Raw genomic sequence first — 20,100 nt, 5'->3', positions numbered from 1 at the left:
GATGTGTATCGTCCGACCCTGTTTCAAGTGACCGAAGATATGCCGCTGTTCACGCGGCCTGCTGGCGATCCTCCTCTGGTTCGTCCGCGGTTGCCGCCAGATCCCGTTCGATCTCGTCCAGTTGGCTCAGCTTGAGTTCGAGCTCCGCTTCGAATGAGAAGCTTTCACCCAGACGCGGCGTGTAGGAGGCGAGGCGACGTTTCGCATCGGCGAGGCGAATGCGATGGCTTTCTTGTTCATGTTCGAACCCGCCAAGCGCGTGCTCGAGCCGGGAGATGGCACCGATGGGCGTCGTGGTGACGGCCAGGTCGATCTCGTAGTCACCACCTGTACGTTGAAGCAGCGTGTCGTAGCGATAGCCATCCTTACCGAACCGTTCGCCATGATAGGCTAGATCGAAGCCGCCGATGGTGGCGATGATCACCTCTTTCTCCTCCTGTAGCTGAACCAGCGTCAGGATTTCCTTCATCAGCGCGCGCCCAGCGAGCTTGCGCTCGTCGAATTCCGCGTTTCCGACCTGCATCAAGAAAGCATCCCCCATGGTCGGGACCAGATGGTCGATGTCCTTGCCCACATCCTCGATCCGGCGGCTGGAGAACTCGATATCCCGCTCGGCATCGCGGATCTGCCGCCGGATTGCATGCTGGTCATCGATATGTGCGGCCCGCAGCCGATCGAGACGCGCGATCTCGGCCTCCAGCCCGGCCTTCTGCATAAGCCGCTCGTCGCCTGACGCGATGGCCTTGGCCATGGCGAACTGGTTGGCCTGCCCCTCACCCATGTCCTCCAACCGCCGGACGCTGGTATCGCCTGACAGGGCGGCGGCAATGAAACGAGCCTTGCGCTCATTGTTCTGCCACATCGTGGCATCAAGCGAACCAAGCGTCGCATAGGCAAAGACATCGACCTCATCATGCTGGTTGCCCTGGCGGATGATCCGGCCCTCGCGCTGTTCGATCTGCGATGGCAGCCACGGCACATCGAGGTGATGCAGGGCTTTCAGTCGTGCCTGAACATTGACGCCGGTGCCCATGGTTTCCGACGAGCCGATCAGCACGCGGACCTTGCCGGCATTGAAGTCGTTGAACAGCCGCTGCTTGGCGTCCGACTTCTTGTACTCCTGCATAAAGGCGATTTCGGAGGCAGGCACACCCTTGCGGACCAGCTCATCGCGTATCCATCTGTATGCGGAAAAACCGCGGCATGCCTCGACATTGATCGTACCGAGATCGGAGAAGATCAACTGGCCGGCGCCGAGCCGATCGAACGCCTTGCCGTCCTTGCGACGATACTCTGCCTCTCCCGTTTCCTGCCAGATCCGATGGGTGTTCGTGACAAGTGCGTTCAGCTTGTTGGCGGTCTCATTGCCCATGGCCTGATCGACCAGGCGCAGATCGATGGCGGCGTGACGGCCGTCGGTGATGACCGAGAGCAGGATGTCGTCGCCGGGCTTGGCCGGGCCATCGCGCATCTCGATCGCCTTGATGCGTGCGTCCAACCGCTTTTGGTAGGCCTTGAAGGCTGCCGTCGGTTCGGCGGTAACGATCTGGCGCTTACCGCCGGAGACATCAGGGACTTTCACATAGGTCCTGAGATCGGCGGGCAGCACGACATCGGCAAAGGACCGGAACATGGCAATCAGTTCCGGGACGTTGACGAACTGGCTAAAGCGCGTCACCGGTTTGTATTTACCCGACGGCTGCAGTTCGAGTTCGGTCGAGGTGTCGCCGAAGGTCGAGGCCCAGGCGTCGAACTCGTGCAGACCACGCTCCGACAATGCTGCCGGATCGATCATCCGCTGCACGGAGAACATCTCGCCGAGCGTGTTGGTGATCGGCGTGCCAGACGCCAGCACCAGCGCCCTGCCCGGGTTCTTCGTCTCGATGAAGCGGGATTTGACGAACAGGTCCCAGGCCCGCTGCGAGCCGTTCGGATCCACACCGCGCAGCGTCGACATGTTGGTGGCAAAGGACAGCTTGCGGAATTCCTGCGCCTCGTCGACGATGATCTGGTCGATCCCGAGTTCGGAGATGGTCAGCAGGTCGTCCTTACGAGTGGCAAGGGATTCGAGCCGTTCCTTGTGACCTTCCTTCATGCGCTCGATGCGCTTGCGCGACAGCCGGTCGTCGCGCTCGACCTTGAGCAGCAGCTCCTCGTAAAGCTCCAGTTCGTCCTGGATCATTTGCGCCTCGAACGCCGATGGCACGGATATGAACCGGAATGCCGAATGGGTGATGATAATCGCGTCCCAGTTGGCGGTTGCTGCCCGCGACAGAAAGCGATGGCGCTTCTCCCTGACGAAGTTCGTTTCGTCGGCGACCAGGATCCGGGCATTGGGATAAAGGGCGAGAAACTCGCGGGCGGCCTGCGCCAGGCAATGGCCGGGCACGACCAGCATCGCCTTGTTGATCAGGCCGAGCCGCCGCTGCTCCATGATGGCGGCGGCCATGGTCAGCGTCTTGCCGGCACCAACGGCATGAGCGAGATAAGTGCTACCTGCCGAAATAACCCGCCAGATCCCGCGTTTCTGATGCCTATAAAGAGAAAAGGCGCCTGAGGCGCCGGGGAGTTGCAGGTGATCACCGTTGAAAGATCGCGGCGCGATATTGTTGAAGGTGTCGTTATAGACGCGCGCCAGCCGGTCGGTGCGATCCGGATCCGACCAGATCCAGGACTGGAAAGCGGTCTTGATCTTGGCGAGCTTTTCCTTGGCGGCTTCCGTCTCCACCGTGTTTAGCACTCGTCGCTCGGTCTCGCCGTCGCGGACGGTGTCGAAGATCTGCGGCACGGACGAGTTCAGGGCGTCGGAGAGAAGCTGGCCGGCATGGCGGCGGTGGGTGCCCCACTCCGTGGTGCCGGCCGCCGACCATTCGAGTTGACGGGCATTGACTGTCCAGGTCGCCAGTTCCGGCAGATGATGAATGGAGATGTCAGCCTCCATAGTCTCTCTGACGAAGGCGACGACATCGTCGGCGGGAACCCACGGTGCGCCGAGACGTGCGGTGATATCCGAGGGCCTGAGATCGGCGGGCTGGACGCACTCAAGCGACGTCACGTTCCGCGCGAAGACTGGATCGAGCTCAGCCGCAGCGCGGGCGACTGTGAGCTTCGAACGAACCGCACCGGACAGATAGGCATCAGCCATCTGCCAGGAGCCATTGGACGGATCGCGGAAGATTGCCTCTCCCAGTTCGCCGATAACATCCTCAACGTCGCGGTGCAGCAACTCGGCGATATGATCGGGATCGACATGACCGCGTTCGTTCAAAACGACGGCGAGCGCGTCGAGTGCTGAAGTGATCACGGGCGCGGGCGGCGGCGCGATCACCCGTTCGGTAAAGATCGGCCCGGGCTTGGCCGTGTTGCTCTCCAGATCATAGTCCTCGATCGAGGCGACCAGCCAGCAATCGGGATCGTCGAGGAACGGCGCGATATTTGGCCGGCGATGAACCTCCCTGACCTCGCCGGTTTCCGGATCCTGCGGTGTCGAGACGGAGGTGAAATTGATCGGACCGAATTCGCGGAAGAAACTCGACCAGGCGATGCGCAGCGACACCTGCGCCTTTTGCCAGGGCTGGTCGCGTTCCTGAAGCTTGAGAATGAGCCGGACAGCGTCGCGGATCGGGATCAGCTTTCGGATTATCAGGGCATGCTTGGCGAGGATGCCGTCGGTGCTGCGACCCTTCCTGACCTCTACCGGGACAGCAACCCCGTCCACCACCTGCATCAGCGCCGTGGCCTTGCCGATGAAATAGCTGCCTTCGCGAACTTTTGGATCATCAGCGCGCACTGCCATGGCTTCCGCGACTTCGTCCTCGAGGGCGAAGTCGATTGCGGAAGGCTCGCCGTCGTAGACCCCGGCCGGGAGCTGACTGATCGCGGCGTTAAGGCTCGTCTCGAGATCATCACCGATCGGGAGGCAGGTATAGGCCTCGCCGAAGGGACCTGACGTGATCGCATGCCGTCCCAGCACCATGTCGGGATGATCGGCGAACCACCTGTTGATACGGACGCTGTCGCCCTCACCTTCCACCGACGCATCCGCAAGATCGAGCCAGCTATCGTCTCCAGCCTGCTCTTCGACGCGGCGTTTCCGGAAGAAGAGGATATCGACGACGACATCCGTGCCAGCGTCTGCGCGAAAGCTGCCTTCGGGAAGGCGGATCGCGCCAATCAGATCGGCCATGCCGGCGATGTGTTCGCGGGCGCGGGCGTCGCCCTTGTCCATCGTGCCGGACGAGGTGACGAAGGCCGCTAGCCCGCCGGGCTTCAGCCGGTGGATGGACTTGGCGATGAAATAGTCATGCAGCCGCAAGCCGAGAGACCGGAAGGCCGGATCACTCTTCACCGTCCTGTCAGAAAACGGCGGGTTGCCGATCGCCAGATCGAAATGGTCGGGCAGGTCGGTGCGGACGAAATCGCCGCAGACGATTCTGGCCCGTGGCTGCAGCAGCCGGACGATACGGGCGGTGACGGGATCAAGCTCGATACCTGTGACATGGCTCACCTTGGAGACAGCATCCGGCATCAGCGCCGGAAACATGCCCGTGCCGATACCCGGCTCCAGGATCCGGCCACCCTTGAACCCCAAGCGGATCAAGCCTGCCCAGATGGCGCGGACGATAAACTCGGGCGTGAAATGGGCATATTGGGTGCAGCGCGCCAGAGATGCGTAGTCCCCGGCCGCGACGGCGCTTTCAAGATTGCCGCCGAGCTCCTCCCAGCCTTTGCGAAACGCTTCCTCGCCCGGACGGCGGAATATGCCGTTGGCCAGATCCGACGCGCCGAAGCCGGTGAACTTGATCAGTCTGGCCTGCTGGTCAGGACGAGCCGGCAGGCCCTGGCGCTCGATCTCGTTCGCCAGCAGGATGGCGGCGATATTGTCACGCGCACAGTCGCGCCAAGATTTTGCGAGACCGCGAGAGCCCTGCAGCCGGAAATCAACCTTCGTCCGTACCTGCGTGGTTTTCGGTTCTTTGCGGACCGGAGCGGCTGGCGCCGGTTTCGAGGGCCGGAGGTCGATTTCGATAACGGGCCCGAAGTCTGCTGCGAAACCCGGCACACCGAGATCGAAGCCGGATGCCAGAGCTGTATTGCCGAACAGGTCGACGGTGAAAGGATCGTCATGCGCCATTGGAAAACTCCTGTGATTGGTCGCGCCGAGGCACACCGGCTGTTGACTGCGGGTGTTGCCAGGAGGCGGATAGTGGAGGTTTGGAAGTGAAGGATGCCGTCAGGCAGCGATGGTTTCCGGCAAAAGACGGAATTGCACGGGCAGCTTGGCGGCGATCTCCTCGTCGGTCAGATCATCGAGCAGCTTCCAGATCTTGCCTTGAGCAGAGGGATAGACGAGCACGATCTGGCGATTGCGCAGATCGACTGGAAAGCGACCGTCGGCATAACCACGAAAATCCGGACCGGTCGCGCTCCAGATATGATCGAGCTTTTCCTGTCGGTTCATCGCTCGCACCGGACGGGATTCGCGGGCGATGATTTCGGCGCGCATGCGGTCGGGCGACTGGCGATCGCCTAGGTCGCAATAGCCGTGAAACCAGCGGGAGCGATCATCGATCGTCAGCGCAAAGAACACGCTGGTGACGCTGGCGGCCAAAAACTCGCGCATGGCGAACATGTCGCCACGGTAAAACAGCGGAGGGAGGATCTCGAACATGTGGTCATGGTCGGCTTCGGATATCTCGAACCACTCGCCGACGTAGCGTCTGCCGGAAATACGGTCATCGTCGAAAGGCGACTGGCTGTGGCGATTGAACAGGGCGTACATTTCGTGGCGGCTGGCCACACCTTCGAACACTTTACGGATGGTGGGAGGATTGAACATCGGCTGCTCCTTTTGGGGTTGCGGACCGAAGCGGAAGCCTGATCGACCTCTTCTTTCAGTCCTTTGATCACCCCTCCTCAGCCGGCGCCTCGCGGGCAGCGGGTCAAGGGCCGCCGTCAGGCGGGCGGCAGCTTCACCCTTGATGCGCTGGCCGCGTATGCGGCAGCTCTCTTCTCTCTCTCCTCTCCTTCAATTCCTCATTCCAGTCTTCACATTGCGGCCTCAGCCGCGAGAAATTGCAACCGGCGCTATCCGCCATCTGGCGCAGGCGATCGGCGAAGACTTCTCCCTGGACATTGTTGTCGGTCGCGGCCACCAGCCACGCGCCTTCCCCGGAAGCCAGAGTCTCCAACGCCTGAGCGGTCAACGGCGACCAGCCGCCACCGGTGCTGACATAAAGCGTGTCGGGTCTCGCCTGTTCGATCGCCGCCAGACTGAGCGCGTCGATTGCCGCCTCTGTGACGCAGATCCGACGAGCGCCATCCATTCCAAACTGGAAGAGCGCCTTGGCGCCGCCGGTAGAAAAGCCGCGCCATTCCGGACCGCGCTCCTCCCAGCCGATGACGGTGCCAGCCTCATCGACATGTTTTGCCCACATCGAGCCGTAGGGTCCTTCGCGCAGAACGTCTGCCTCGATCGCTGCGGAGATGACTTGCCATGGCAGGGCGCGGCATTGATGCAGATACCTCCAGGTCGCCGAAGCGCGCCATGGCCGTTTTCTATGGTTCCAGCGGTCAGCGACCGAAGCCTCAGTTTGCGTTTGACGAAGAGGCTTCTCCCAGGTCGCTGCGCTTGGCTGAAACGCGACCAGATCGCCGACAGCCGCCAGGGCTTCTGCAAAACCGATCCCATGGAGATAGCTTGCGAGCGCGAAAACATCGCCCTTGGCATCCGAACGGGCGTCGAACCAGCCTCTGTCGTCGTGGATGACGATGATGATGTCGTCGTCGCGACGGAATTTTACCGCCCGGTGCGTGCTCTCTTTCCTGTCTATTGCGAAACCGTCATGCTCAAGGACGGCTGCGCAGCCCACCCGGGCACGCAGCTCCTCTATGTCCTTCTTTTCCATATCACTTCCTTTAGCTTTCCTGACTTTTCGGACTGGCAGCGCCCAGGCCGCGAAGATGGAAGCGCGCAAGGGCGCGGTTCGCAATGTGTAGATCTGCCGGGAAAGATCGCGGCGAAGCCTCCCTTTCGCGCGCATCAGCGCAAGCGGCACGCCTTCCCCCAAAGGGGTGATCGGCTCAATGAGCCGATCCGTAAGCAAAGGGGTCATATTCGTTGATGATGGCGTCTTCATCGCCGTCATACTCGGCGGAAGGCATGACGCCGATCTCGCCATCGATTTCGAAGAGGGTGACCGGGACCATCAGGGTCCGGGCAAGATCGAGTGCGTGGTTTTGTGCAAGGCTGAGATCCGACATGTGAGGCTCCATCCGGTGGCGGGGCCGATCCCCGCTCGATGGCGCCCGTTTGATCCGGGCCTGTCCGCGGTCACCTCGCAGGCACGGCCAAGAGGTCGCAGTAGCTGCGAACCCCCTTGGGGTTGACCGTCAAGGACGGGACTGGATTAGGGATGCCAGACAGATGAGCGGGGTTGGAAACGCCAATGGTTGGAGTCTGCAGCGGCTCTAGGCCTCGGATGACCAACCCACCCTCTGCCCCCGGAGGCGGATGGTTATAGTCTGCCAGCCGTACTGGTGCTGATACCTCATGTCGTCGCCAAACATCGTTGCGGGATAAATCATTGCCCGCGTCAGGCATGAGAGCCCGCAGGGTGAAGACTGTAGGCTTCAGCGCAGCCATCAGCCCGACCCGCGGGGGGGACGCCATTCGCTGAATGAATTTCCACTCCCGGTTTCGACATATGCGTTGGTGAATTCGGTCTAAATTACTATATCTACCTAGGGTTTGAACTCGGTTGGGCATCCTTTAATCAACAAGACGGTGTCGCATGGCGAATAAGAGTATTGCAGACATCGCAGCCGGTCTGGGCGGTGGTGCATTTGATAAAATGATGCGGGACATCACTGAATCGCCGACGCAAAAGCTTCTGGATGCTTATCGTACTCCTGATTTCGGAGCGCTCACCGGCATCCCCGCATCCCCAACACTGGGTGTACTGGACACATACCGCCAGTCCGAGACATTTAAGGCAATGGAAGCGCTTCGCGAAACGGCTGTTCTGGGCTCCAAATTCGCCGAACTGCAGTCGTCCCTGGACACGGCGCATAGCAGTTTGTTTGGCGACCCAACTTGGCTTCGACTGCAAGAACAAATGTCCGGGATTAGGGAAAAGCTTGTTTCGGGTTCATCGGGCGGGCTGCTGGGCGGGGAGACAAAAAGTGCGTATTCAGACTTTCTCGCACTGGCTTCTGCTGGCAGCGGAATTTCAGAAGCTTACGCGCGCCTTGCAGAGCAGCTGTCATTCCGAATTGATCCAGCGCTCCAGTCGATGAGCGACCTGCTTGCGCTGTCGGTCAGGACCAATCAGTGGGCGTCCATCCTCACTGATGTATCCGTGCCGAACTTTGCTGGCCTCTATTCCAGCCAACTCGAGGTAGCGAGGATCAATGAAATTCGCGACGCCGCACTGGCGATTTCGCAGAGCTCTGGCGCCAGTGTCCACCTAAGCGCATCCTTGGGCCTGCACAGCGGTCTCTTCGGAGAATTCGAAACGACACGATTGAAGTTGTCAGCCTTTGCAGGTGCCGGCGACATTCATGGCTACGTCGCACCAAGCGCACTATCAGCTTATCAGAACCTGTTTGGTGAATGGCGGACGCGTCCCGATCTTCCCGAGCGCTTTTGGAGAGACCCCCAAATGCGTCGGCGGATGTACGAGGACGCTGACGTCGATACCGGGCTCGCGCAGGCGGAGCTTTCGATGGCACTCGACGTCGTGATCGAAAGCGGGTTGACAGCTGGGTTGCGATCGAAGAGCGGGGCCATCGCGATCGTTTCGGTAGGGCGCGTCTCAATGTCAATCAGGTCGAGTGATACGCGTGTCGATGCTTATCAGGCGCTCGGAACTTTTGAGGAGGAATTGCGCGATTTTATCACGCGCAAACTCGCACAGAAGTTTGGCCAGAAGTGGTTCAAGCAACGCGTGAATGGCAACTTGGGCGGAAAGGCAAGGGAGATCCGGGAAGCAGCGCTGCGACGTGGAGAGGGGCAGACGCCACTGATCAACTATCTTGATCTTGGTGACCTGAACGCAATCATTCTCTCAGGAAACAACTGGTCCGAAGTCTTCGAAAGCGTGTTTATCAACCGCGAAGAACTGAACCACGACATGCAGAAGCTGATCGCGTCCAGGCGTCCGACAGCACATTACCGCAAGCTGGATGGCGTTCGTCTGGTGGAGGCCATTTGCGTGATCGAACGGCTCACCAGCCAGATGAATGACGACGGGGCGTGGTTGAAGGCGCTTGAGGACGACGAGTAGTCTTGGTCCAGCGGACCGACGGTCAACATGTCACATTCTCCAATTCTACTGACGTCGAACTGGCCTCTTGAAAAGCCTGGGCGCAGCAGATATATGTTCGTCATAGTCGAGAGCGCTGATCCGTCGGTGCGTTGAACGATTGTTTCACTCGGCTTACCGAATTCGAGCGGACCGCATGCGGTCCGCTTTTTCGTTTCAGGGGGATCCGTTGCATCTACTGTATCTGGACGAGTCAGGTCACTCACATGATCCAAGTTCGGAATTTTTTGTCCTTGCCGGATTCAGCATCTTTGAACGCCAAACGCATTGGCTGGAAGCTCAGATCGACCCGGTCGCGGCGCGGTTCAGTTCAACCAATCCTCGGGACATCGAGTTTCACGGAAATCCGATGCGGTCGGGAAATGGCGCCTGGAAAGGTGTGCCGCCGAACGACAGGGTTCAAGCTGTGGTCGACATCTTGTCGCTTTTAGCCGACAAGCAGCTACAATTGAAAGTATATGCGTGCGTTCTTGAGAAGAAGCTCTTTAGCCCCAATGAGATTTTGGCCCGCAGCTTCGAGGAAGTCGCTTCGTGCTTTGATGGATATCTGAAGACGCTTTACAAGAAAAAGAACCCACAGCGCGGACTCGTCATCCTCGATAAGAGCAGCTACGAGGAAAGAATTCAAACGTTGTCTCACGTCTTCAAGCATGTGGGACACGCCAATGGGCAGCTTCGGAATTTTGCGGAAGTGCCTCTCTTTCTGGATTCCAAGGCATCTCGCCTGATTCAGATGGCGGATTTGATCGCATACTGGATTTTTCGCCATTATCAATCAGGTGACCAGCGCGGTTATAACCTTATAAAGCCGTATTTTGCCCGGTATGGCGTCGGGCCGGTTTCCGGACTCCGTTGTCACGTTACCCAAGAAACCGATACCCGTCTCGCATCACTCCCTCTTCCCACGCATCCGTTTCCGATGGCAACGCCGAAACTCATCTCCACCAAGCCGGACCAAATCAGTATGTTTTGAGACTGACACCGCGTTGAACCGGTATTCACCGTATCCAGCAGCTCCGCTAAGCCATTCACTGAAAATTCCGGCTTTTCACCTTCAGCGTATCGATGTGCAGGTCAGGTACATAAATTTCCCGGGCCTTGACGCCCATCGGCGGCCGCTCACGACTGTCGGGACTGCCGGGTGACCCATGGGCAAACTCGTCCCCACGCCCTGTCGGCACCCGGAAACTATCCCGCTCGCCAAGGCTTGCCAGATCGGCGGTCAGATCGAACATCCGTTGCGCCACCAGATGCACGACGCCCCCTTCCCGCTGTATCTTACCATTGATCGCCATCATTGAGGATCCGAGCACGACGCGGCGCTGCTTTTCGAACAGGCTCGGCCAAACGACGACATTGGCGACGCCCGTTTCATCCTCGATGGTCATGAACATCACGCCCTTGGCACTACCCGGCTTCTGGCGGACGAGAACAAGACCCGCTGTCATCAGCCAGCGCCCGTCTCGCGCAGAAGTCGCATCAGAGCAGGTGACGATATTTCGGCGGGTGAGATCATCGCGCAGGAAGCAGACCGGATGGGCTCGCAGTGTCACGCCCGTATGTCCGTAGTCCTCGACGACGTTGGCGCCCTCCGTCATCTGCCGAAGCGTCACGTCCGGTTCCTGCTGTTCGGCAATCACCGCCCGCTCGCGATCGGCGGCCGCAGCAAACAAGGGTAGTGGCTCGTCACGCAAGGCTTTGATCGCCCACAGCGCATCGCGTCTTTCAAGTTTCAGGGACGGCCGGAACGCATCGGCTTCGGCAAGCTTGACCAGGGAAGCCGACGACACGCCGGCGCGCCGCCACATATCGTCGATGGAAACGAACGGCTCATCGCCACGCGCCACTGCGATTTTTGCCGCATCCTGTTCAGGCAGACCCCTGACCAGACGCATACCGAGCCGCACGGCATGGTCGTCTGTTCCGCTGATCTCCTCAAGCGTGCAATCCCACCGCGAACGATTGATGCAGACCGGCCGGATCGCAACGCCATGGGCTCGAGCATTGGTGACGATCTGGGCCGGCGCGTAGAACCCCATCGGTTGCGCATTGATGAGGGCGGCACAGAACACATCCGGATAATGGCATTTCACATAGGAGGAGGCGTAAGCGATGAGGGCAAACGAAGCGGCATGGCTCTCGGGAAAGCCATAAGAGCCAAAACCCTCGAGCTGCGAGAAGGTCTTCTCGGCGAATTCCTCGGTGTAGCCGTTTTTCACCATCCCCTGGACCAACTTGTCCTTGAACTTCGAGACGCCGCCGGTGAACTTGAATGTGGCCATTGAACGCCTCAGCGCATCCGCCTCGCCAGCGGTAAAGCCAGCGCAGACGATCGCCACCTTCATGGCGCTTTCCTGAAACAGCGGCACGCCCAGCGTCTTGCCAAGGACGGCCTCCAGTTCCGGCTTGGGATAGACGACCGCTTCCTTGCCTTCGCGCCGTCTCAGATAAGGATGCACCATGTCGCCCTGGATCGGCCCGGGGCGAACGATCGCCACCTGGATCACCAGGTCATAATAGGTCTGGGGTTTCAGCCGCGGCAGCATCGACATCTGCGCACGCGATTCGATCTGGAACGTGCCGAGCGTGTCGGCCTTGCGGATCATCGCGTAAGTGGCCGGATCCTCCTGCTCGATGGTCGCGAGATCAAGCTTCACTCCCTTGTGCTCTTCCAGCAATGCAAAGCCCTTGGCCATGCAGGTCAACATGCCTAAGGCCAGCACGTCCACCTTCATGAACTTGAGCGCCTCGATATCGTCCTTGTCCCATTCAATGGTCTGGCGGTCCTCCATCCGGGCCTGCTCGATTGGCACCAGTTCGTCGAGCCGGTCATTGGTCAGGACGAAGCCGCCGGGATGCTGGCCCAGATGCCGAGGGGCGCCCATCAACTGTTGCGCCAGTTCCAATGTCAGTCGCAGGCGGCGGTCGGACATGTTCATGTTCAGCTCGTTGACCTGCTTTTCTCCGACGCCCTCCTTGCTCCAGCCCCAGACGCCGGCCGACAGAGCTGTGATCATGTCTTCAGGCAGGCCGAGCACCTTTCCGACATCACGAAGTGCGCCTTTGGCGCGGTAGCGGGTGACGGTGGCGCAAAGCGCGGCTTTCTGTCGGCCATAAGTCTTGTAGATCCACTGGATCACCTCTTCGCGCCTGGCATGTTCGAAATCGACATCGATGTCGGGCGGCTCGTTGCGCTCTTCCGAGATAAAGCGCTCGAACAACAGATCGTTTGCGGCCGGATCGATCGCCGTGATCCCCAGCACATAACAGACGGCAGAATTGGCGGCACTTCCACGGCCCTGGCAGAGGATATGCTGAGATCGCGCAAAGCGGACAATGCTGTAGACCGTCAGGAAATACGGCGCGTAATCGAGTTTGCGGATCAGGTCGAGTTCGTGATTGAGGGTCTTGACCACATCGTCAGGCACACCCTCGGGGTAGCGATCGCGAACGCCCTCCCAGGTGAACTTCTCCAGTGTCTGCTGTGCCGTCAGTCCAAGGATGATCGCTTCCTCAGGATATTGGTAGGTCAGTTCGCTCATGTCGAAGCGGCAGCGATCGACAATCTCACGGGTACGGGCGAGCGCCTCCGGGTACCGGCCGAACAGACGATGCATTTCCTCCGGGGGCTTCAAATAGCGATCGGCATGCCGTTCGCGAAGGAATCCGGCCTGATCGATGGTCGTGCGATGGCGAATGCAGGTGACGACATCCTGCAACTGCCGCCTGCCCGGCTCGTGAAACAGCACGTCATTGGTGACGACCGGCCGGACCTTGTGCCGGATCGCCAGGCTGTTGAGCTCGTGCAGGCGCAACTGATCGTTCGGCCGCCGGCGCAAGGTCAGGGCCATATAGGCGCGGTCGCCAAAGATCTCCTTCACCTTGCGAAGCTGGACGGCACATGCGTCATCGGCCTCGTCGGGAACCAGGACGGCGAGCAGTCCGTCCGCATAAAGGGCAACATCTGACAGATCGAGGATGCAATTGCCCTTGCCGCCCCGCTCCTTGCCAAGTGAGAGAAGCCGGCAAAGCCTCGAATAGGCAGCCCGGTCCGTCGGATAGACCAGCATCGACATTCCGTCCGCCAGATCGAGCCTGCAGCCGACGACCAGCCGGACGCCGGTTTCCTTGGCCGCCTCCCAGGCACGCACGATGCCGGCAAGGCTGTTGCGATCGACGATGCCAAGCGCCTCGATGCCAATCTCCTTGGCCGTCGCAAACAGCTCATCGCAACCTGACGCGCCGCGCAGGAAGGAAAAATGACTGGTGACCTGGAGCTCGGCGTAGCGCATCAGCCATAGATCCCATGCAGGAACCATTTGGCCGTTCCGGTAGCGGGATCCACCCCGTCGCCGGAGCGATAGACCCAGAAGCGATTGCCGTCCTCATCCTCGACGGAATAGTAGTCCCTGACCGCCTCCATTTCGGAGGACCGAACCCACCACTCACCAAAGACCCGTTCCGGCCCATCGCCGCGCTTGATGCGCCGGCGCTTGCCGCGCCAGGTCATGGATGCCGGCGGATGGTCGGGTGTGAGCGCAATCACTTCGATCCGTTCCGGGCGCGCCAACATGCGGCTCGGCCGTGGCCAGCGGGTGGGCCAAGCCTGACCCAGTTTTGCGGCAATGGGGGAGACGCGCCCGACATTGCGCTCGGGAACGTCGCTTTCAACAGGCGCCAGCCGGTACATGCGCTGGCCGCGATTTCCAAAACTGTCGAGCAGCGGTGTGACGTCGACGATGGTTTCTTCGACCAGCGAGGAGATGGACTGCTTCTCTTCGAACGGTTCGATCATAGTAGCAGCGAGGGACAGTTTCTCGATGCCGAAACCGGGATCGATCTTCTCGATGCTGGAACAGAGAAGCTTTGTCAGATGCTGGATATCGCGCACCGGCTTGGCCGTGCCGGCACGTAGGGACTGCAAGGTGTTGTCGACGCGGTAGATGATCAGATCGGCGCGACGAACGCCCTGCCCGCGCGTCTCCAAGGCGGCGCAGAGTTCGACCACGAGCTTGCCGATATATCTGGCGATGGTCTCGGCCGCACCGATCGGCTCGGAGAACGACCGGGAAACCTCGACGAATTCGGCGGTGCGAATGGGATCGATCGGTTCGGCAAGGCGTCCAAACATCTGATCGAGCCTGCGGCCGACCTCCGGCCCGAAACGCAGTGTCAAAGGCGCCCGCGGCGTTGCGGAAAGTTCGCCGACGGCTCGGAACCCGAGCACGGTCAAGCCGCTGACGATGTCGGAAGGCAGGCGAAGGCTGGAAATTGGCAGGTTGACGACGGCCTTTGCTGTCTCACCAACTGGCACGATGATCACCTCGCGCCGCGTGGCACGGGCAATCGCGTGGGCGCTGCCCCAGGTGTCGGAGATGGCGCCGCGGGCCTGAAGACCGTGGCCTCTTAAAGCGTTGACAAGGCCAGTCAGCATCGGCATCTCGCCGCCGCGTAGGTGGTCGGCACCCTCGGTATCCATGACGATGCCGTCGGGACTGTCGATCGCCACCACCGGCGTATACTGGCGAAGCATCCACAGCGCCAGGCGCTCCACCGCCAAGGCATCACCGATGGGGTCGGCATCGACCAGATGCAGGCCGGATATCATCGCCTGGGCTTTGGCGGCGGGCATGCCGATGCGGACGCCGGCCTTGAAGGCCGCAGCGTCGACTGCGGCCACGGTGCGTTTTGATCCACTGCGAGAAACAACCACAACAGGTGTTTCAGCCGAAATTCTGGGATCGGCGCGCCTGATCCTGTCCGTCGCGAGCGTGGGGAGAAAGACTGATACGACCCGTGGCATCGCAGGCACCTATTTCAAATTCTGCGGCTTCTCCCGCCCTTGCTCTGATCAATTCCGCCAGCCACCGCGCCCGCCCGATGCCCGACACGGGAAGCGGTTCGGAAGGCAGGACGCTGATGCGCCATCGTGTCGTGGCCGCCGTCGGCTGCCCGAAATCAGCCGCCTCTGTCGGGCGCCGCCATCGCCGAAGCGCAATCCCGATTGTTCCTGAAGCCTCGGCCGCCAGCTGCAGGCGCCGTGAGGCGGTCATGGGCAGGCGCACAAGCTCGGCAACGACGGCGCCAAGCCCGCCAAAACGCAGGCCCTCTTCGAAATTCGTGAGCACGTCCTCTTCCCGGTCGGCCTCGACATAGATCACCCGATCATGGTGAAGCCCCGCCTGTGCCAATGCCGGCGCAAACAGATCCGGCCGTGTCAGGCACCACAGGATGTCGCCCTTCGTGCGCGCGACGATCCCGGCGACGAACAGAGCGGCGGCCGCGCCATGCACGGCATCGGCGCCACCGCCGGCCACCTCGTGCAAGGCGCCGCAGGCCAGCCCGCCACCGGGAAGCTTTGCATCGATCTCAGCTATTTCGAACGACAGCACCTCGCCCTTGCGCGCAACTCCGCCTTCAAGCCGCCGGATGCGGTCCTGAAGCTCGGAAATGACGGGGTTGGCGGCAGTGATTGGCATCGGTTTCCTACGTCAAGGGTGCATTTGCATAGCCAAAAAAAGCTGATATGTTCTGTTTTTGTTCTTTAAACAGCGATGAGTCAACGGGCAAGAATCGGGTGGACTGCAGCCAGCATCACGAGACGGCTTTTGATCGATCGATTCATCAAGCAGATTCAATTCGATGCTGAATGTGATGAAAAATATCGTAGATGAGAAAATAGAAATATGCCCGGTTTGCTGACGCTTAGAGATTTCAAGGGACCGGTGATTACCGTCGAATGCAAACCGTGCGTGCAACGGGGCGAGCTTGATCGCAAGGCGCTGGTGAAACAGTTCGGCGCCAGCATGCGTTTTGTGGATCTGCGCCGTCGCATGGCGATGGGATGCGACAAGATGCATTGTCCTGACGGACAGGATAGATGCCGGACGGGATTTCCCTGTTTGCTGGAGGCGGCCTTGGTTTTTGAGCCGCAAAAGCCCAGGTGATCGCTGGAGCTTTCAAAGCTTGATTGCGTTCCGAAAGGGTCGGAAACTTCGCCTTGACACGCATTGGATAGGAGGACGGCAATGTGTAATCTCTACAACGTGACGACCACGCGTGACGCGGTTCTGAAATTTACAAAGGCGTTCCGGGATCGAGCCGGCTGGAATGAAGCCTCCTTCGATGTTTATCCAGGCTATCAGGCACCGATTGTCCGCGTCGCCGATGACGGACAGCGCGAGATTGCCCGGGCGACCTGGGGAATGCCGTCGCCGCCGGCTTATGTCAAAAACTACGATCCGGGCGTCACCAATATCCGCAATGTAAACTCCCCACATTGGCGCCGCTGGCTTGGGCCTACCAGCCGCTGCGTGGTTCCGTTCACGTCTTTTGCCGAGCCTGACCCAGCCAGCAAGGTGGAGGGCGGACGCGTGCCGAACGCTTGGTTCGCCGGCAACGAAGAGCGACCGCTGATGTTTTTCGCGGGCTTCTGGACTCCGTGGAAGGGCGTGCGGAAGGTCAGGGATGGCGAGCAGGAATACGAGCTGTTTGGATTTCTGACGACCTCGCCGAATGAGATTGTCTCTCCCATCCATCAAAAGGCCATGCCCTCCATCCTGACCACGCCTGAGGAAGTGGAGACCTGGCTGACAGCACCGTGGGATGAAGCCCGCCACCTACAGCGTCCGCTCCCGGGCAACATGCTGGTGATCGTTCCGCCACAGGCCAAACCGAAGCCGGACGAGGAAGGTCTGTTGCTTTGATCACCAGCACAGAGCACGACCAGAGCAGTCAGATGCCTGTTCACCAAATGCCGACTTATCCTGTGGAAACTGACGTCATGGGTAGTGTGCAACCCGTGCGCAAAATCATCCATGTGGATATGGACGCATTTTATGCGTCGGTCGAGCAGCGAGACAACCCGGCGCTACGCGGTAAACCATTGGCGGTCGGTGGATCGGCGGCACGCGGCGTTGTGGCCGCCGCAAGCTACGAAGCGCGTGTCTTTGGTGTGCATTCGGCCATGCCGTCGGTCACCGCCAAGCGCAAATGCCCGGATCTGATCTTCGTGCCGCCGCGCTTCGAGGTTTACAGACAGGTCTCGCAGCAGATCCGGGAGATCTTTGCCGAGTACACGCCGTTGATCGAGCCGCTGTCATTGGACGAGGCCTATCTCGATGTCACCGAGAACCTGAAAGGCATGGAGATCGCCACCGAGATTGCACTGGAGATTCGTGCGAAGATCAAGGCAGTCACTGGCCTCAACGCGTCGGCCGGTATCTCCTACAACAAATTCCTGGCCAAGATGGCAAGCGATCTGAACAAGCCGAATGGCCAGGCGGTCATTACTCCAAAGAACGGCCCTGGTTTTGTCGAGGCCCTCCCCGTCAAGAAATTCCATGGCGTGGGGCCGGCCACGGCCGAGCGAATGAAACGGTATGGCATAGAGACCGGGCTTGACCTCAAATCGAAATCCCTTGCCTTCCTGCAGCAGAATTTCGGGAAGTCCGGTCCTTATTTCTACGGCATTGCCCGCGGGGTCGATGAACGCCGGGTGAGACCCGATCGCATTCGAAAGTCTGTTGGCGCCGAGGATACGTTCGTCGAGGATATCGATGATCTCAAGCTGGCGAAAACCGAACTGCGGCCATTGGCCGAGAAAGTCTGGAGGTATTGCGATGCGCACGACATCACGGGGAAGACCGTGACTGTCAAAATCAAATATTCGGATTTCAGTCAGGCGACACGCAGCAGGACTGTGGCGGGATCCGTTTCGGACATCGATATGATCCTGGAGATAGCAGAGACCTTGCTCGCCACAGTGTTCCCGTTCAAACATCCGGTGCGGCTCCTCGGGATCACCCTGTCGTCGCTCAATACCGAAGAGAGTGAGCAGGCACCGCAACTCGCTCTCGAACTCTGATGTGACGCCCCTGAAAACGAAAAAGCCTGCCGCGGGAGGAGGTGCGGCAGGCTTTCCGAAAAGAACCGAACAGACAGCTCAAGAGGAGGAGTGCCGCTGTTCCGACAGACGACCCTTGGGAGGAGGAGTGGGCCGTCTGAATTCGAAGCTCTGCGGAAGGAGGTGCATCGCTTCGATGAATATCAAGGTACCAGTTTCCGCCGCACACGAAACAGACTTTGCTGCAGTGCAGCTATGCGGAAACTGCACGACATAATCCTTATAAGAGCGAACTCCAGCACAGCGCCTCGCGGCGGCCAGACACAGAAACGCCCGCGTCATCAGCGGGCGTAGATTCAATAGGCATGGGCAGGGCCTCATCGAACATATGAACATACTGGCGAAGAGGCCTGATCAATGACGGTTGGTGCAAACGTGCGTTAATAGAGCTCGGCGCAATCTTAGAGTCTTCTAAGAGCGGCCCTTTCCCATGCCTTCTGAAGCACCTCCCGAGCCATTGGTTCATCAAGCTTTTCGAGTCGTGCTTGCGTACATCCATCGCGACCCCATTTACCGCTGGCAGGTTTGAAGATATCAGGTTCGCGGCCTACAACTTTTGCCTGCTCGTCTGGCGTCAACATAACGACCGCCCAGTTCACGTCAGGGTAGCCAAGCGTCGCGAAGACCTTCCCGGAAACACGGAAGTCAGGATGCTTCATATGAGACCCCTCTTGCGCATCAGGCAGCTTAAGAGCCAATTGCTTAAACTCATCCGCAATCATGCTACTCTCCTGTTTTCACGAAAGCTTTCAAAATACTCAGCTGTCTGCCTAACGCGTTATCGTCGGTCAGAGAACGCATCTATTCCGGTCATGCCGGCAGACAATGCCCATAGCCGTTCGGCTTCATCCAAATCGACTGCATAGGACATTACACCGACGAAAGGCTCGCAAGCTTCGTCAGCGCGCAACGCCACATCGCAGTCCTCACAATAAAGCCCACCGAGCCCATCGAGCTGTAGTGAGGTGGCAGCCCAGACTTGCGTCGCCGCACCCTGCGTAGGGTTTTTGAAGCTGAGGTCAGCGGGAACACCGTTGTCATCCAGCCAACCTTCGCCCTTCATCTCTGCTTGAGTAAGATGGCGCTGGAGCGGCGTGAATATTTTTCCGGGATGAAGTGAAAAAGAACGAATACCACGTTCGCGACCCAAGCGATCAAGCTGGAGTGCGAAGAGCGCATTGGCGGTCTTGGATTGTCCATAAGCCAACCATTTGTCATAGGCCTTCCGGAACTGCATATCGTCCCACCGCAGTGGTGAATTGTGATGACCTGCGGAAGATACAGACACAACTCTTGCGCCCCCCTCGAGGAGCGGCAAGAGAAGACTCGTCAACGCAAAATGACCAATGTGGTTAACCGCGAACTGAGCTTCCCAACCAGGGCCAACCCTGGTTTCGGGGCATGCCATAATGCCGGCGTTGTTGATGAGCACATCAATGTGCTGGCCGCGGGCTAGAATCCAGTCAGCGAAGATTCGGACACTACGGAGATCAGACAAATCAAGAGCGCCAATGCTGGCACCAGGTATGTCCCGTATAGCATAACTTGCGGCTTGCTGATCGCGCGACGCTACGAGTACCTCAGCGCCAGCAGCTGCGAGCGCCTTGGTGGTTTCCAAACCCAGCCCAGAATGCCCCCCCGTTACGATAGCTCGTTTGCCATGTAAATCACTGCCGCCGAGCACCTCTGACGCGGTTGTTCTTGCACCAAAGCCCGACCTAATAGGTTTCTGATGGTTGATCATGTTCTTTTCCACGTTGATAGCAGACGCCAGCTAGATTTTCGAGCAATAATTATAATAATACCTCGGTAGTCAGACGGATTCCACTATTGAACTTTCACGTTCTGTATTTGAATTGCATTTCATGC

14 protein-coding genes are annotated in these 20,100 nt (G+C 59.5%); 5 read left to right on the top strand and 9 right to left on the bottom strand.

The window, feature by feature from the left end; translation table 11 throughout:
• Positions 1-49: 49 nt before the first annotated feature.
• The 4 genes from BSY16_RS20585 to BSY16_RS20570 form a co-directional block, all read right to left on the bottom strand.
• Positions 50-5,134 (bottom strand): helicase-like domain-containing protein, encoded by a 5,085-nt coding sequence (locus tag BSY16_RS20585; protein WP_069061765.1) that lies wholly within the window; start codon positions 5,132-5,134, stop codon positions 50-52.
• Between the two features lie 99 nt (positions 5,135-5,233).
• Positions 5,234-5,839 carry a DUF1419 domain-containing protein gene (locus BSY16_RS20580; protein WP_069061764.1) on the bottom strand — a complete coding sequence of 202 codons (606 nt, stop codon included), beginning with the start codon at positions 5,837-5,839 and terminating at the stop codon, positions 5,234-5,236.
• A 133-nt stretch (positions 5,840-5,972) separates the two neighbouring features.
• On the bottom strand, positions 5,973-6,908 hold the full coding sequence (locus tag BSY16_RS20575) for a DUF3991 and toprim domain-containing protein (protein WP_069061852.1): 936 nt from the start codon (positions 6,906-6,908) through the stop codon (positions 5,973-5,975).
• A gap of 175 nt (positions 6,909-7,083) precedes the next feature.
• On the bottom strand, positions 7,084-7,263 hold the full coding sequence (locus BSY16_RS20570; RefSeq protein ID WP_020046815.1) for a hypothetical protein: 180 nt from the start codon (positions 7,261-7,263) through the stop codon (positions 7,084-7,086).
• 530 nt (positions 7,264-7,793) lie between these two features.
• Here BSY16_RS20570 and BSY16_RS20565 point away from each other — a divergent pair.
• Together BSY16_RS20565 and BSY16_RS20560 are read left to right on the top strand one after the other, a co-directional pair.
• The gene (locus tag BSY16_RS20565) at positions 7,794-9,287 is read left to right on the top strand and encodes a Swt1 family HEPN domain-containing protein (protein WP_069061763.1); all 1,494 of its coding nucleotides are present in this window, start codon (positions 7,794-7,796) and stop codon (positions 9,285-9,287) included.
• 208 nt (positions 9,288-9,495) lie between these two features.
• Complete coding sequence (locus BSY16_RS20560) at positions 9,496-10,299, top strand: DUF3800 domain-containing protein (RefSeq protein WP_069061851.1); 804 nt, start codon at positions 9,496-9,498, stop codon at positions 10,297-10,299.
• 55 nt (positions 10,300-10,354) lie between these two features.
• Here the strand turns inward: BSY16_RS20560 and BSY16_RS20555 are convergent, their stop codons facing one another.
• Genes BSY16_RS20555 through BSY16_RS20545 form a run of 3 tightly spaced genes read right to left on the bottom strand, consistent with a single transcriptional unit; the run spans position 10,355 to position 15,805 of the window.
• The gene (locus tag BSY16_RS20555) at positions 10,355-13,618 is read right to left on the bottom strand and encodes an error-prone DNA polymerase (protein ID WP_069061762.1); all 3,264 of its coding nucleotides are present in this window, start codon (positions 13,616-13,618) and stop codon (positions 10,355-10,357) included.
• Entirely contained in the window at positions 13,618-15,129 is a 1,512-nt protein-coding gene (locus tag BSY16_RS20550) for a Y-family DNA polymerase (RefSeq protein WP_083243027.1), read from the bottom strand. The genes BSY16_RS20555 and BSY16_RS20550 overlap by 1 nt, the downstream gene beginning before the upstream one ends.
• Positions 15,050-15,805, bottom strand: a complete 756-nt coding sequence (locus BSY16_RS20545; RefSeq protein WP_069061761.1) for an ImuA family protein — start codon at positions 15,803-15,805, stop codon at positions 15,050-15,052. The genes BSY16_RS20550 and BSY16_RS20545 overlap by 80 nt, the downstream gene beginning before the upstream one ends.
• Before the next feature lie 207 nt (positions 15,806-16,012).
• On the opposite strand from BSY16_RS20545, the gene BSY16_RS20540 reads away from it, so the two are divergent.
• The 3 genes from BSY16_RS20540 (at position 16,013) to dinB (ending at position 18,192) form a co-directional block, all read left to right on the top strand.
• Complete coding sequence (locus BSY16_RS20540) at positions 16,013-16,273, top strand: hypothetical protein (protein ID WP_069061760.1); 261 nt, start codon at positions 16,013-16,015, stop codon at positions 16,271-16,273.
• Between the two features lie 81 nt (positions 16,274-16,354).
• Positions 16,355-17,032, top strand: a complete 678-nt coding sequence (locus tag BSY16_RS20535; protein ID WP_069061759.1) for an SOS response-associated peptidase — start codon at positions 16,355-16,357, stop codon at positions 17,030-17,032.
• Between the two features lie 77 nt (positions 17,033-17,109).
• Positions 17,110-18,192, top strand: a complete 1,083-nt coding sequence (gene dinB / locus BSY16_RS20530; RefSeq protein WP_069061758.1) for a DNA polymerase IV — start codon at positions 17,110-17,112, stop codon at positions 18,190-18,192.
• Positions 18,193-18,632: 440 nt separating this feature from the next.
• On the opposite strand, the gene BSY16_RS20525 is transcribed toward dinB, so the two are convergent.
• On the bottom strand, positions 18,633-18,953 hold the full coding sequence (locus BSY16_RS20525) for an MmcQ/YjbR family DNA-binding protein (RefSeq protein ID WP_069061757.1): 321 nt from the start codon (positions 18,951-18,953) through the stop codon (positions 18,633-18,635).
• A 56-nt stretch (positions 18,954-19,009) separates the two neighbouring features.
• The gene (locus BSY16_RS20520; protein WP_069061756.1) at positions 19,010-19,975 is read right to left on the bottom strand and encodes an SDR family NAD(P)-dependent oxidoreductase; all 966 of its coding nucleotides are present in this window, start codon (positions 19,973-19,975) and stop codon (positions 19,010-19,012) included.
• Between the last annotated feature and the right edge of the window lie 125 nt (positions 19,976-20,100).

This window comes from Sinorhizobium sp. RAC02, assembly GCF_001713395.1.
GTDB lineage: Bacteria > Pseudomonadota > Alphaproteobacteria > Rhizobiales > Rhizobiaceae > Shinella.
Note: the sequence above shows the minus strand (reverse complement) of the source record. Positions and strands in the feature narration are given on the sequence as shown.